Raw genomic sequence first — 13,704 nt, forward strand, 5'->3', positions numbered from 1 at the left:
GCCCTCTCTTGAACCGGAACGCTCCATGGTCTCGGCTGCCGAACAACTCGCGTCCAATCTGAATTTCTCCGCCTTCGCGAAGGCGGAGGAGCTTAAGAAGCGGATCTGGTTCACCCTCGGCGCATTGATTGTCTACCGGGCCGGCACCTATGTCCCGCTTCCGGGCATCGACCCTGCCGCGCTCGCGCAGGCGTTCAACCAGGCGCAGTCCGGCCTGCTGGGCATGTTCAACATGTTCGCGGGCGGCGCCGTCGGCCGCATGGCGATCTTCGCCCTCGGCATCATGCCGTACATCTCCGCCTCCATCATCATTCAGCTGCTCACCACGGTCGTTCCGCGGCTCGAGGCGCTGAAGAAGGAAGGCGAGCAGGGCCGCAAGGTCATCAACCAGTACACCCGCTACGCCACGGTCGTCCTGGCCATGTTCCAGGCCTACGGCATCGCCGTGGGGCTGGAGGGGGCGGGATCCATCGTCACCGATCCGGGCTGGTTCTTCCGGGCGACCACCGTCATGACGCTGGTCGGCGGCACCATGTTCCTGATGTGGCTGGGCGAGCAGATCACCGCGCGCGGCGTCGGCAACGGCATCTCGCTGATCATCTTCTCGGGCATCGTCGCGGGCATTCCGACGGCGCTGGCCGGGATGCTGGAACTCGGCCGCGAAGGCGCGCTGCCCACCGCGGTCATCCTGGGCGTGTTCGTCCTGGCGGCCGTCGTGATCGCCTTCATCGTGTACGTGGAGCGCGCCCAGCGGCGGCTGCTGATCCAGTATCCGAAGCGACAGGTCGGCAACCGGGTGTTCCAGGGCGAGTCCTCGCACCTGCCGCTGAAGCTCAACACGTCGGGCGTCATCCCGCCGATCTTCGCGTCGTCGCTGCTGCTGGTTCCGGCCACGCTGACGAGCTTCTCGGGCGGCGAAGGCTCCGGCTGGATCACCACGGTCACGACGCTGCTCGGCCACGGCCAGCCGCTGTTCATGGCGATCTACGCGGCGCTGATCATCTTCTTCGCCTTCTTCTACACGGCGATCGTGTTCAATCCGGCCGACACGGCCGACAACCTGAAGAAGCACGGCGGCTACATCCCGGGCATCCGTCCCGGTGAACGCACCGCCGAGTACATCGACTACGTGCTGACGCGGATCACGGCCGTCGGAGCGATCTATCTGGTGATCGTCTGCCTGCTGCCCGAATTCCTGATCTCGGCGTCGGCTCTGCCCTTCTACTTCGGAGGCACGTCGCTTCTGATCGTGGTCAGCGTGACGATGGATACCGTCGCGCAGGTCCAGGGTCATCTGCTGGCGCACCAGTACGAAGGGCTCGTGAAGAAATCGAAGCTAAGGGGCAGGCGGCGATGAGACTGATCCTTCTGGGGCCTCCGGGGGCCGGCAAGGGAACCCAGGCACAGAAGCTGGTCGAGCGACACCACATCGTTCAGCTTTCGACCGGTGACATGCTGCGGGCGGCCGTGAAGGCGGAGACGCCGATCGGTCTCAAGGCCAAGGATCTCATGGACCGCGGCGAGCTGGTTCCGGACGATGTGGTGATCCAGATCGTCTCCGAGCGCCTCGACGAGCCGGACTGCGGCAACGGGTTCATCCTCGACGGTTTCCCGCGGACGGTCCCCCAGGCCGAAGCCCTCGAGGAGCTCCTCGAGCGCAAGCAGCTTCAGCTCGACGTCGTCGTCGAGCTGGTGGTCGACGAGGAAGCGCTTCTCGACCGGGTCAAGAAGCGGGCGGCGGAAAGCGGCGAGAACGTCCGTTCCGACGACAACGCCGACGCACTGAAGAAACGACTTGATGTTTACCGGGCCCAGACGGCCCCGCTGGCTGCGTTCTACAGCCGGAAGGGATTGTTGAAGCAGGTCAATGGGATGGCGCCTATCGAAGAGGTTTCGGCCGAGGTCGACCGGATCTTCGCGGGCGTGTAACGGGCAACGGCAACGTGGAGTGGCGGATGTCGCCGCTTGACGGGACCGTTACCCATCCGCTACTAAGCCGGTCCAATCGGATATCCGCGATGGATCGGCGCCGGGAACCGGAAGGTGACCTGAGCGGCGGTCTTTTGCATTTGGCCCACCGATGCGGGGCCCAAGTCCGGCTTTGACAGATAAGGTCGGGTTTTAGCGAGACATCTCGAGCCGGGACCTCGAGTACGAAGGAGAGACCAGAGTGGCCCGCATTGCAGGCGTCAATATTCCGACCAACAAGCGCGTCGTCATCGCGCTTCAGTACATTCACGGCATCGGTGCCGCCAAGGCCCGCGAGATCGCGGAAAAGGTCAATGTCGCGCCCGAGCGTCGGGTGAACGAGCTGTCCGACGCCGAAGTGCTGCACATGCGCGAAGTGATCGACCGCGACTATCTCGTCGAGGGTGATCTGCGGCGCGATACCGCGATGAACATCAAGCGGCTGATGGATCTGGGCTGCTACCGCGGTCTGCGCCATCGTCGCGGCCTGCCGGTTCGTGGCCAGCGGACCCACACCAATGCGCGCACGCGCAAGGGTCCGGCCAAGGCCATCGCAGGCAAGAAGAAATAAACTGCTTATGTCGGCGCGGGCGCCGGGTCCGGTTTCGGGCCTGGCGCCGCCGCCGATACGGTGGAGCCGCCGGCGTTACGGCGGTGTCGAGATCGAACAAGGAAGAATGAGATGGCTAAGGACACCACCCGGGTTCGCCGGCGTGAACGCAAGAACATCACGTCCGGCGTGGCGCACGTGAATGCATCGTTCAACAACACGATGATCACGATCACCGATGCCCAGGGCAACACGATTTCCTGGTCGTCGGCCGGCACGATGGGCTTCAAGGGATCGCGCAAGTCGACCCCGTACGCCGCCCAGGTCGCTGCCGAAGATGCCGCCCGCAAGGCGAGCGAGCATGGCATGCGGACCCTCGAGGTCGAAGTGACCGGTCCTGGCTCGGGACGCGAGTCCGCGCTTCGGGCGCTGCAGTCCGTCGGGTTCACCATCACGTCGATCCGCGACGTGACGCCGATCCCGCACAACGGCTGCCGTCCGCGCAAGCGTCGGCGCGTTTGAGCCTCGCCATGGGTACCGGGCCTTTCGTGGCCCGGCCCGACCAATTTCCCGCTTCGGTGGGCATGACGGTCCTGTCGCGACGGGATCGTCATCGGATAAGCGAAAAGGTGCGACGGTGATCATTCAAAAGAATTGGCAGGAGCTCATCAAGCCGAACAAGCTTGAGGTGAAGGCGGGCTACGAGCCCGGCCGCACGGCCACGCTCGTGGCAGAGCCGCTCGAGCGCGGTTTCGGCCTGACGCTGGGCAATGCGCTCCGCCGGGTCCTGTTGTCGTCCCTGCAGGGTGCCGCGGTCACCGCGGTGCAGATCGACGGTGTGCTGCACGAGTTCTCCTCGATCTCGGGCGTCCGCGAGGACGTGACCGACATCGTGCTGAACATCAAGGAAATCGCCGTCAAGATGCAGGGCGAGGGTCCGAAGCGCATGGTCGTGCGCAAGCAGGGCCCGGGCGTCGTGACGGCCGGTGACATCCAGACCGTCGGCGACATCGAGGTACTGAACCCCGAGCACGTGCTGTGCACCCTCGACGAGGGCACGGACATCCGCATGGAGTTCACGGTCAACACCGGCAAGGGCTACGTGCCGGCGGACCGCAACCGTCCCGAGGACGCGCCGATCGGTCTGATCCCGGTCGACAGCCTGTACTCGCCGGTGAAGAAGGTCTCCTACAAGGTCGAGAACACCCGCGAGGGCCAGGTTCTCGACTATGACAAGCTGACGCTGTCGGTCGAGACCGACGGTTCGCTGTCGCCGGAAGATTCGGTTGCCTACGCGGCCCGCATCCTGCAGGACCAGCTGGCCATCTTCGTGAACTTCGAGGAGCCCCAGAAGGCCGAGGTCCGCGAGGACGTTCCGGAACTGGCGTTCAACCCGGCGCTGCTGAAGAAGGTCGACGAGCTCGAGCTTTCGGTGCGCTCCGCGAACTGCCTGAAGAACGACAACATCGTCTACATCGGCGATCTGATCCAGAAGACCGAGGCGGAGATGCTCCGGACCCCGAACTTCGGACGCAAGTCGCTGAACGAGATCAAGGAAGTCCTTGCGCAGATGGGTCTCCACCTGGGCATGGAAGTCACGAACTGGCCGCCGGAGAACATCGAAGAACTGGCGAAGCGCTACGAAGATCATCACTATTGAGAGCGGGTTGATGGCCCCGACGGGGTCGCCGATCGCCTTGAATAACCGCGCGAGGAGTTAGCCGATGCGCCATGGCAAAAGTGGCCGCAAGCTCAATCGGACGTCCAGTCACCGGAAGGCGATGTTCGCCAACATGGCTGCGTCGTTGATTGAGCATGAGCAGATCATCACGACCCTTCCGAAGGCGAAGGAACTGCGTCCGGTGGTGGAGCGTCTCGTGACGCTCGCCAAGCGGGGCGACCTTCATGCCCGTCGGCAGGCCATCAGCCAGATCCGCGACACCGCGGCCGTGGCCAAGCTGTTCGAGACGCTTGGCCCGCGTATGGCCGGTCGCCCGGGCGGATACGTGCGCATCATGCGCGCCGGGTTCCGCTATGGCGACAACGCCGCCGTCGCGGTGATCGAGTTCGTGGACCGGGATCCGGAAGCGCGTGGCGCGGCCGACCGTGCCCGTCTCGCCGCCGAAGAAGCCGCGTAGGTCGATCGCCGATATCCGCCCGCTCAGGGCCGGATGGAGGATGTGAGTTCGAGCGCCCCGCATGTTCGTCATGCGGGGCGCTCGCGTTTGAGCCTCCGGGTGCCGCTTTCGCCACGTCAGCGCCCGCTTTCTGCCCTAGAGCGATTCCCGACACGGGGGACATCCCTGATCGATCGGACATCGCTCCGGGGTGCCCCCGGGCCTCTCGCGATCGATGAGGTGTTTCGACCCGATCCGATTGTTCTCCAGGTAGGATGGTGCTGCGTGCGGCCGCTGACGGAACCCGGCTCGGCGGCCGACGCGGAAAGGTGACCCGTTGCAGACACTCGTATCCATGATCTCGTTGCGCGCGCTCCCCCGGGGCGGTTCCTGGCGGTCGCGGTGCCGCGGTCTCGCCGCCGCCTCGCTGGCCTTCGCGGCGGTGGCGCTCGCCCAGCCGGCGCTCGCCCAGGAGAAGGCCGTCCCGTCCAGCGAGGGAGACATCCAGCTCTCGTTCGCCCCGGTGGTGAAGCGGGTCGCCCCGGCGGTCGTCAACATCTACGCCTCGCGCCGGGTCCGCGCGGCCGCGCCGTCGGCGCTGTTCGACGATCCGCTGTTCCGCCATTTCTTCGGTGATCCGCGCGGCAACCAGGCGCCGGACCGGATGCAGAAGTCGCTCGGCTCCGGCGTCATCGTCTCCAGCGACGGCGTGGTCATCACCAACAACCACGTCATCCGCGACGCCGACGAGATCCGGGTCGCGCTGTCCGACCGGCGCGAGTTCGACGCCGAGCTCATCCTCAAGGATGAGCGGACCGATCTCGCGGTCCTGCGCCTGAAGTCCGACGGCCAGACGTTCCCGACCGTGCCGTTCGCCGATTCCGACGAGCTGGAGGTGGGCGACCTGGTCCTCGCCATCGGCGATCCGTTCGGCGTCGGGCAGACGGTCACCCAGGGCATCGTGTCGGCGCTGGCGCGCACCCAGGTGGGCATCTCCGACTACCGGTTCTTCATCCAGACCGACGCGGCCATCAATCCGGGCAACTCCGGCGGCGCGCTCATCGACATGAGCGGCCGCCTCGTCGGCATCAACTCGGCGATCTATTCGCGCTCGGGCGGCTCGCTCGGCATCGGCTTTGCCATCCCCGCGAACATGGCGCAGCTGGTGTTCGAATCCGCCGTCTCGAACGGCACGCTGCAGCGTCCGTGGTTCGGCGCCTCCATGCAGGGGGTGACCAGCGACATCGCCGACGGGCTCGGCCTCGACCGGCCGCGCGGCGCGCTGGTGACGCGGGTGATGGACGGCAGCCCGGCCGACAAGGCCGGCTTCCGGGCGGGCGATCTGGTGCTGGCGATCGCCGGCCAGCCGGTCGACGACCCCGAGGCGTTCGGCTACCGGTTCGTGACCAAGGGCGTCGGCGGGACCGTCGAGGTGTCGGCGCTGCGCAACGGCCGCGAGCTGACCATCAGCGTCCCGCTCGAGGCGCCGCCCGAGACGGTGCCGCGTGACACCAAGGTGATCATGGGATCGTCGCCGTTCACCGGCGTCACCGTGATGAACCTGTCGCCGGCCGTGTCGGAGGAAGTGGCGCTCGATTTCGGCGACGAGGGCGTTGTCGTCTCCGCGGTCGAGCCGGGCTCCACGGCGCAGCGCATTGGCCTGCGTCGCGGCGACATCATCGCCGACATCAACGGGCAGACGATCGAGACGACCGAGTTGCTTCAGGAGGTCGTCGACGACCGTCCGCGGATCTGGCGGATCAGCATCAAGCGTGACGGTCAGGTGCTTCAGATGGCCTTCCGGGGCTGATCGACAGGTCTGGAAAGTCACCCATGTCCGATCTCTTCAGCTCCGCCGGTCTCGACCAGTCCGCACCCAGGCCGCTCGCCGACCGGCTGCGGCCGAAGACGCTTGCCGACGTGGTCGGGCAGCCGCACCTGGTCGGTCCGGATGGCACGCTGACCCGGATGCTCCGCTCGGGCCGGGTGGGCTCGATGGTCTTCTGGGGGCCGCCGGGCACGGGCAAGACAACCGTCGCGCGCCTGCTCGCCGGTGCCACGGACCTGCACTTCGAGCAGATCTCGGCCATCTTCTCCGGCGTCGCCGACCTCAAGAAGGTGTTCGAGGCGGCGCGCGGGCGCCGGTCGATGGGCAAGGGCACGCTGCTGTTCGTCGACGAGATCCACCGCTTCAACCGCGCCCAGCAGGACGCCTTCCTGCCGGTCATGGAAGACGGGACGGTCACCCTCGTCGGCGCCACCACGGAGAACCCCTCGTTCGAGCTCAACGCCGCGCTCCTGTCGCGTGGCCAGGTGCTCACATTCCGCGCGCTGGACGCCGATGCCATCGCGGCCCTTCTGGAGGCCGCGGAGCGGACCGAGGAGCGGTCGCTGCCGCTCGATCCGGCGGCGCGCGAGAGCCTGGTGCGCATGGCCGACGGCGACGGGCGCGCCGCGCTGTCGCTCGCCGAGGAGGTCTGGCGGTCGGCCAACGAGGGCGAGCTGCTGACGGCGGAAAGCCTGCAGGCGGTGCTGCAGCGTCGGGCGCCGATCTACGACAAGTCCCGCGACGGCCATTACAACCTGATCTCCGCGCTGCACAAGGCGGTGCGCGGTTCCGATCCCGACGCGGCCCTCTACTACCTCTGCCGGATGCTGGACGCCGGCGAGGATCCGCTGTTCCTCGGCCGCCGGCTGGTGCGGATGGCGGTGGAGGACATCGGGCTCGCCGATCCGCACGCCCTCACCGTCGCCAACGCCGCCAAGGACGCCTACGACTTCCTCGGCTCGCCGGAGGGGGAACTGGCGCTCGCCCAGGCGACCGTCTACCTCGCCGCCGCGCCGAAATCGAACGCGGTCTACCGCGCCTACAAGGCGGCCATGAAGACGGCGCGCGAGGGCGGCTCGCTGCTGCCGCCCAAGCACATCCTCAACGCGCCGACCAAGCTCATGAAGAGCGAGGGCTATTCCACCGGCTACCAGTACGATCACGACGCGCCGGACGCGTTTTCCGGCCAGGACTACTTCCCCGAGGAGCTCGGGCGCCAGTCCTTCTACCGGCCGACCGGCTACGGCGCGGAGGCGGGCATCGGCAAGCGGCTGGAACACCTCGACGCGCTGCGCCGCCGCCGGCGCGGGGAGGGGTGAGCCGCCGTTTGAATTTGCGCGCGGCTTGAGTATCGTGCGCGGAAACGCCGATCATGCCCCGCGCCGGTCCGCCGGTCCGGCATCCATCACCCATCGCTGGACATCCGAGGAGCCTGGCAGACCATGCGCGAAGTCCTGCTGGTGATGCTCGGGGGCGGCCTGGGTGCGGGCCTGCGGCACACGGTGGGCGTGGCGGCCGTCCGCGTCATGGGTTTCGGGTTCCCCTGGGGCACCATCACCGTCAACGTGGTCGGCTCGTTCGCCATGGGGCTGCTGGTGGCGATCCTCGCGCGCTACGGGCCGGACATCGGTGGCCGCGAGATCCGCATGTTCGTGGGCGTCGGCGTTCTCGGCGGGTTCACCACCTTCTCGTCGTTCTCGCTGGACGCCGTGAACCTCTACGAAGGCGGGCACGGATCGACCGCGGCGATCTACGTGGTCGCCTCGGTCGTTCTGGGTCTGGCGGCGCTGTTCGTCGGCCTTGGTCTCGTTCGCTGGCTGGTTCCCTGAGCGCCGGCACGGAAAGTATGCACACGTCATGGCAGTGATCGAATCCAGACTGGTCGACGGCGACGAAGACGGCATGCGCGTCGACCGCTGGTTCAAGACGCATTATCCGGGCGTCGGCTTCGGGCAGCTGCAGAAGCTGCTGCGCACCGGACAGGTGCGCGTCGACGGCGGGCGGGTGAAGCCGTCCACCCGGCTGGAGACCGGCCAGACGGTGCGCATTCCGCCCTCGGCCGCGGCGGCGCCGACCACGCCGGAGGTGAAGGGCGGTCCGTCGCGCGAAGGCCGCGCCGGCCTCGAGCAGTATCTGCTGTACGAGGATGACGACGTGCTTGTCTTCAACAAGCCGGCGGGCCTCGCGGTGCAGGGCGGCCCCGGCCTCACGCGCCACGTCGACGGCCTCCTTGAGGGCTGGCGCGACCGCAAGGGCCAGAAGCCGCGCCTCGTCCATCGCCTCGACCGCGACACCTCGGGCGTCCTGCTGGTGGCGAAGACGCGCAAGGCCGCCGCCGACCTCGCCGGCTCCTTCCGCTCCCGCACCACCCGCAAGCTCTACTGGGCGCTGGTGAAGGGCATTCCGAAGCCGCGGGAGGGCCGGATCTCGACCTACCTCGCCAAGGAAGGCCCGCGCGAGGCCGAGCGCATGGTCATCTCCCGGCACGGCGAGCCGGACGCCGTCCACGCCGTCACCCATTATGCCGTCGTCGAGCAGGCCGGGCAGAACGTCTGCTGGCTGGTGATGCGGCCGGTGACCGGGCGCACCCATCAGCTGCGCGCCCACGCGGCCCACATCGGCCACCCGATCGTCGGCGATCCGAAATATTTCGACATCGAGAACTGGGACCTGCCGGGCGGCATCCAGAACAAGCTGCATCTGCACGCCCACCGGCTGGTGATCCCGCATCCGTCGTCGGGCGGGCTGCTCGACGTCTCGGCGCCGCTGTCGGCCCACATGCAGCAGTCGTGGAACCTCTACGGCTTCGACCCGGCCCGCGCCTTCGAGGTCGAGGACGAAGCCGCCGTCCTCCTCAACGCCAAGCAGGGCTGAGACGGGGATGGGGGAGGAGAGACGGGGACGCTGGTCGGTGGCCGGCGCGCCGCGCGTGTACGACTGCTTCCTGTTCTTTCGCGAGCTGGATCTCCTGGAGATCCGGCTGGCGGAGCTCTACGACGTGGTCGACGTCTTCGTCCTGGTGGAATCCCGCTATGACTTCGCCGGCAACGAGAAGGCGCTTCACTACAAGGCGAACCGGCGGCGCTTCGCCGCCTACGCCGACAAGATCCGCCACATCGAGGTGCTCGACGATCCGGCCGACGCGGGCGTGCGCTGGGCCCGCCAGGCCTACCAGCGCGCCGCGATCCTGAAGGGGATCGAGGATGCCGCGCCGGACGACCTGGTCATCGTCTCCGATGTCGACGAGATCCCGGCGGCAAGGCGCGTTGCTCAGGTGAACGCCGACCGGCGGGAGAACGCCGTCCACTTCTTCAACCAGCCGCTCCACCGCTTCTATCTCGACGTGCGCGACAGCGGTGGCGTGAACTGGACCGGCAGCCGTGCCCTCCGGGCGCGCCACATGATCGACCCGACGCGGCTGCGCAAGCTGAAGCCGGTCAACTACCCGAAGGCCCCGCGCGCCTACGAGGCGCTCTACTGGGCCTACCGCAGCCTGGCGGAATTCCGGGCGCTCACCACCCGCGTGCTGCACGGGAACGCCGGCTGGCATTTCTCCTCGCTCGGCGACGTCGACTACCTGATGGCCAAGGATGCGGCGATCTCGTTCGACGAGCAGAACCAGGTCAGCAACGCGCCGCGCGCCTACTGGGAAAGCGCGCGCGCCGAGCTCCTGATGCCGCTCGGGCGGGCCGAGCGGCTCGATGTCGCACACGACCTGCCGCGCCCGGTGCGCGAGCATCCCGAGCGCTACGCGCATCTCCTGTTCCCGCAGGGACCTGAAGGCGGCTGATCCCGCGCCCTCCCGGTGGTCGGGCAGCCCCGGCCAAGCCTGTCATGGCAACTTCATTTGATTCCCCGCTGCCCCCGCGCCTCTATGCCAGCGGCCGCGCCCTGGGTGCAGCGCGGTCTGTGGGAACCGGGGGATGGCATGAACGACATGGGGATCGCCGGAGAGCATCCGGCAATGGCCGCCGACATCGGTCCGGGCGGCAAGACGGTTCAGCAGTACATCGACGAGACCCCGCGCTGGGAAGATGGCACGATCGTCTCCATGACGCCGATGACCCGCATGCAGTGGCTGATCTGGGGTCTGGCGGCGGCCGGCAAGTTCTTCGAGGGCATGGTGGTCTTCATGACCGGCGTGGCGCTGCCGCTGGTGAGCAAGGACTGGAATCTCGGCCAGCTCGAACACGGCATGGTCGCCGCGGCGAGCCTCTTCGGCATCCTCCTCGGCGCGACGCTGCTCGGCGGCCTGTCGGACCACTTCGGCCGCAAGCGCATGTTCATCGTGGAGATGGTGCTGTTCACCGTCTTCCTGGTGCTGACCTGCCTCAGCCCCTCCTTCATCTGGTTCGTGGTCTGCCTGCTGGGCATCGGCGTGGCGCTCGGCTGCGACTATCCCACCGCCCACATGGTGATCTCCGAATCGATCCCGTCGCGCTCGCGCGGACGCCTCGTGCTGTCGGCGTTCGGCTTCCAGGCCGTCGGCGCCCTGTGCGGCACCTTCGTTGGCTACCTCATCCTGGTGAACCATCCGGCGCTGGACGCCTGGCGCTACATGTACGCGGCGGCGATCATCCCCGCCGTCCTGGTCCTCATCGGCCGCTTCTACATCACCGAGAGCGTCCACTGGCTGTTCGCCAAGGGCAGGGTGGAGGAGGCCGAGCGCGAGGCCATGCGGCTTCTGAAGCGCTCGCCGGCCTACCCGACCAAAATCAAGCTGAAGCGCAAGAAGGTCCCCAAGCAGGGCGTGCCGGTGCACAAGCCCGAGACCCACTACGGCGTCCTCTTCAGCGCGAAGAACCGGCGGGCCACCATCCTCGCGTCGGTTCCCTGGTTCCTGCAGGACCTCGGCACCTACGGCATCGGCATCTTCACGCCGGTGATCCTCGCCGCCTCGGTCGGCCACTCCAAGGCCCACCCCACCTCCGTCGCCGACATCGTCCAGAACGAGATCCTGGCCGCGCGCGGCGCCGCCACCATCGACGTGCTGCTCATCGTCGGCATCATCGTGGCGGTGCTGCTGGCCGATCGCACCGGCCGCATCCGCCTGCAGGTCCTGGGCTTCCTCGGCTGCGCCGTCGGCCTGCTGGTCGCGGCGCTGTCCGCCTACGTCGATCCGGGGCTCGAGGTGCTGATGGTCTTCGTCGGCTTCATGCTCTTCAACTTCATGACCAACATGGGCCCGAACGCGCAGACCTACCTGATCGCCGGCGAGGTGTTTCCCACCGAGGTGCGCGGCAAGGGGGCCGGCTTTGCCGCCTCGTTCGCCAAGATCGGCGCGGTGCTGACGGCCTTCCTGTTTCCGGTCCTCCTGGCCGACTTCGGCACCACGGCCATCCTCCTCGCGCTGGTGGCGACCTCGCTGGTCGGTGCGTGGATCACCTGGCGGTTCCGCATCGAGACGGCCGGGCGCAACCTGGAGGAACTGGATGCCGACATCGACGCCGAATATGCCCACGCGCCGGCCTGAGCCCGGTGGAACGATCCGGCCGGTGCGCGCTTGACACGACGCGGGAGGGGGGCTCCCCTCCGGACGGCACAGGCGGAAGAGGTCAGGACCGAGATGAGTGACGGCGTCGAAGCGATTTTTGCGCGGCTGGACGAGTGCCGGGCGGGGTGGGCCGGGCGAACGCTGCGCGCCGAGTTCGAGGCCGACCCGGGCCGCTTCGACCGCTTTCACGCCGGCTTCGACGATCTCCTCCTCGACTACTCCAAGACCCACGTCGACCCCGGCACGATGGCGCTGCTGGTCGACCTGGCGAATGCCGCCGACCTCGCCGGCTGGCGCGACCGCATGTTCGCGGGCGAGGCGATCAACGCCACGGAGGGCCGCGCCGTCCTGCACACGGCGCTGCGCGACGGGCGGGGGCGGGCGATCCGCGTCGGCGGACAGGACGTGCCGGCCGACGTGGCCGAGGTGCTGGCCCGCATGGAGGCGTTCACCGATGCCGTGCGCTCTGGCGCGCTCCGCGGCGCGACCGGGGAGGCGTTCACCGACGTGGTGAACATCGGGATCGGCGGCTCCGACCTCGGCCCGCGCATGGCGACCCGCGCCCTCTCGCCCTATCGGGACGGCGGCCCCCGGGTGCACTACGTCGCCAACGTCGACGGCGCGGACCTGGCCGACACGCTGGCGACCCTCGATCCGGCGCGCACGCTGTTCCTGATCGCCTCCAAGACGTTCACCACCATGGAGACCATGACCAACGCCGCGTCGGCGCGGGCGTGGCTCGCCTCCGCGCTCGGCGAGGCCGCGGTGCCCGACCATTTCGCGGCGCTGTCGACGGCCCTCGACAAGGTCGCCGCGTTCGGCATCCGCGAGGACCGGATCTTCGGCTTCTGGGACTGGGTCGGCGGGCGCTATTCCATCTGGTCGGCGATCGGCCTGTCGCTGGCCCTGTCGATCGGCTTCCGCAACTTCACCGCCTTCCTGGAGGGCGCGGCGGAGATGGACGCGCATTTCGCCGAGGCGCCCTTCGAGCGTAACCTGCCGGTTCTGATGGGGCTGATCGGCGTTTGGTACCGCGATCTCTGGGACTGCCGCAGCCTCGCGGTGCTGCCCTACGACCAGCGGCTGGAGCACTTCCCGGCGTTCCTGCAGCAGCTCGACATGGAATCGAACGGCAAGCGCGTCACCCGCGACGGCACCCCGGTGCCGCGGCCGACCGGGCCGGTGGTGTTCGGCGAACCCGGCACCAACGGGCAGCACGCCTTCTACCAGCTGCTGCACCAGGGCACCGACGTCATCCCGTGCGAGTTCCTGGTGGCGTGCCGGCCGCACGAGGCGGACGACGACCATCACACCAAGCTGGTGGCCAACTGCTTCGCCCAGTCCCAGGCGCTGATGCGCGGCCGCACCGAAGACGAGGTGCGCGAGATGATGCTGGCCCAGGGCGCGAGCCCGGAGGAAGCGGCCCGCCTGGCGCCGCACCGCACGTTCCCCGGCGACCGGCCGTCGACCACGCTGATCTATCGCACCCTCGATCCGCGCACGCTCGGACGGCTCATCGCGCTCTACGAGCACAAGGTGTTCGTCCAGGGGGTGATCTGGAACATCAACTCCTTCGACCAGTACGGCGTGGAGCTCGGCAAGGAACTCGCCAGCGCGCTGCTCGGGCCGATCCGGACCGGCGAGGCGCTGCCCGAAACCGATGCCTCGACCGCCGGGCTGGTGGCGCACTTCCGGGCGGTGAAGGCCGGCCGCTGACGCAGCCCCGACGCCCCACCCATGCAGCGCG

General features: G+C 68.1%; 13 protein-coding genes. All 13 read left to right on the forward strand.

Going from position 1 to position 13,704, the window contains the following annotated elements:
• Positions 1-25: 25 nt before the first annotated feature.
• The 13 genes from secY (at position 26) to pgi (ending at position 13,673) form a co-directional block, all read left to right on the forward strand.
• On the forward strand, positions 26-1,357 hold the full coding sequence (gene secY / locus AB7M35_RS15060; RefSeq protein ID WP_453961158.1) for a preprotein translocase subunit SecY: 1,332 nt from the start codon (positions 26-28) through the stop codon (positions 1,355-1,357).
• Entirely contained in the window at positions 1,354-1,929 is a 576-nt protein-coding gene (locus AB7M35_RS15065; protein ID WP_453961159.1) for an adenylate kinase, read from the forward strand. The genes secY and AB7M35_RS15065 overlap by 4 nt, the downstream gene beginning before the upstream one ends.
• Before the next feature lie 241 nt (positions 1,930-2,170).
• On the forward strand, positions 2,171-2,539 hold the full coding sequence (gene rpsM, locus AB7M35_RS15070) for a 30S ribosomal protein S13 (protein WP_453961161.1): 369 nt from the start codon (positions 2,171-2,173) through the stop codon (positions 2,537-2,539).
• A 111-nt stretch (positions 2,540-2,650) separates the two neighbouring features.
• Complete coding sequence (gene rpsK, locus AB7M35_RS15075; protein ID WP_453961162.1) at positions 2,651-3,040, forward strand: 30S ribosomal protein S11; 390 nt, start codon at positions 2,651-2,653, stop codon at positions 3,038-3,040.
• Positions 3,041-3,155: 115 nt separating this feature from the next.
• The gene (locus tag AB7M35_RS15080; protein WP_453961164.1) at positions 3,156-4,178 is read left to right on the forward strand and encodes a DNA-directed RNA polymerase subunit alpha; all 1,023 of its coding nucleotides are present in this window, start codon (positions 3,156-3,158) and stop codon (positions 4,176-4,178) included.
• Between the two features lie 64 nt (positions 4,179-4,242).
• Positions 4,243-4,656: a 50S ribosomal protein L17 gene (gene rplQ, locus AB7M35_RS15085; protein WP_453961166.1), complete on the forward strand. Its 414-nt coding sequence runs from the start codon at positions 4,243-4,245 to the stop codon at positions 4,654-4,656.
• Between the two features lie 316 nt (positions 4,657-4,972).
• On the forward strand, positions 4,973-6,445 hold the full coding sequence (locus tag AB7M35_RS15090) for a DegQ family serine endoprotease (protein WP_453961167.1): 1,473 nt from the start codon (positions 4,973-4,975) through the stop codon (positions 6,443-6,445).
• A 23-nt stretch (positions 6,446-6,468) separates the two neighbouring features.
• Complete coding sequence (locus tag AB7M35_RS15095; protein WP_453961168.1) at positions 6,469-7,782, forward strand: replication-associated recombination protein A; 1,314 nt, start codon at positions 6,469-6,471, stop codon at positions 7,780-7,782.
• A gap of 123 nt (positions 7,783-7,905) precedes the next feature.
• The gene (gene crcB, locus AB7M35_RS15100) at positions 7,906-8,292 is read left to right on the forward strand and encodes a fluoride efflux transporter CrcB (RefSeq protein WP_453961169.1); all 387 of its coding nucleotides are present in this window, start codon (positions 7,906-7,908) and stop codon (positions 8,290-8,292) included.
• A 28-nt stretch (positions 8,293-8,320) separates the two neighbouring features.
• Entirely contained in the window at positions 8,321-9,337 is a 1,017-nt protein-coding gene (locus AB7M35_RS15105; protein ID WP_453961172.1) for an RluA family pseudouridine synthase, read from the forward strand.
• A 7-nt stretch (positions 9,338-9,344) separates the two neighbouring features.
• Complete coding sequence (locus AB7M35_RS15110) at positions 9,345-10,253, forward strand: hypothetical protein (protein ID WP_453961174.1); 909 nt, start codon at positions 9,345-9,347, stop codon at positions 10,251-10,253.
• 138 nt (positions 10,254-10,391) lie between these two features.
• Positions 10,392-11,936 (forward strand): MFS transporter, encoded by a 1,545-nt coding sequence (locus tag AB7M35_RS15115; protein WP_453961175.1) that lies wholly within the window; start codon positions 10,392-10,394, stop codon positions 11,934-11,936.
• A gap of 93 nt (positions 11,937-12,029) precedes the next feature.
• Positions 12,030-13,673: a glucose-6-phosphate isomerase gene (gene pgi / locus AB7M35_RS15120; RefSeq protein ID WP_453961176.1), complete on the forward strand. Its 1,644-nt coding sequence runs from the start codon at positions 12,030-12,032 to the stop codon at positions 13,671-13,673.
• Positions 13,674-13,704: the final 31 nt, after the last annotated feature.

The organism is Amorphus suaedae, assembly GCF_053629675.1.

Bases quoted from the DNA above. Each gene is read 5' to 3' on its own strand.
- secY (WP_453961158.1), top strand. From the start codon at position 26: ATGGTCTCGGCTGCCGAACAACTCGCGTCCAATCTGAATTTCTCCGCC.
- AB7M35_RS15065 (WP_453961159.1), top strand. From the start codon at position 1,354: ATGAGACTGATCCTTCTGGGGCCTCCGGGGGCCGGCAAGGGAACCCAG.
- rpsK (WP_453961162.1), top strand. From the start codon at position 2,651: ATGGCTAAGGACACCACCCGGGTTCGCCGGCGTGAACGCAAGAACATC.
- rplQ (WP_453961166.1), top strand. From the start codon at position 4,243: ATGCGCCATGGCAAAAGTGGCCGCAAGCTCAATCGGACGTCCAGTCAC.
- AB7M35_RS15095 (WP_453961168.1), top strand. From the start codon at position 6,469: ATGTCCGATCTCTTCAGCTCCGCCGGTCTCGACCAGTCCGCACCCAGG.
- crcB (WP_453961169.1), top strand. From the start codon at position 7,906: ATGCGCGAAGTCCTGCTGGTGATGCTCGGGGGCGGCCTGGGTGCGGGC.
- AB7M35_RS15105 (WP_453961172.1), top strand. From the start codon at position 8,321: ATGGCAGTGATCGAATCCAGACTGGTCGACGGCGACGAAGACGGCATG.
- AB7M35_RS15110 (WP_453961174.1), top strand. From the start codon at position 9,345: ATGGGGGAGGAGAGACGGGGACGCTGGTCGGTGGCCGGCGCGCCGCGC.
- AB7M35_RS15115 (WP_453961175.1), top strand. From the start codon at position 10,392: ATGAACGACATGGGGATCGCCGGAGAGCATCCGGCAATGGCCGCCGAC.
- pgi (WP_453961176.1), top strand. From the start codon at position 12,030: ATGAGTGACGGCGTCGAAGCGATTTTTGCGCGGCTGGACGAGTGCCGG.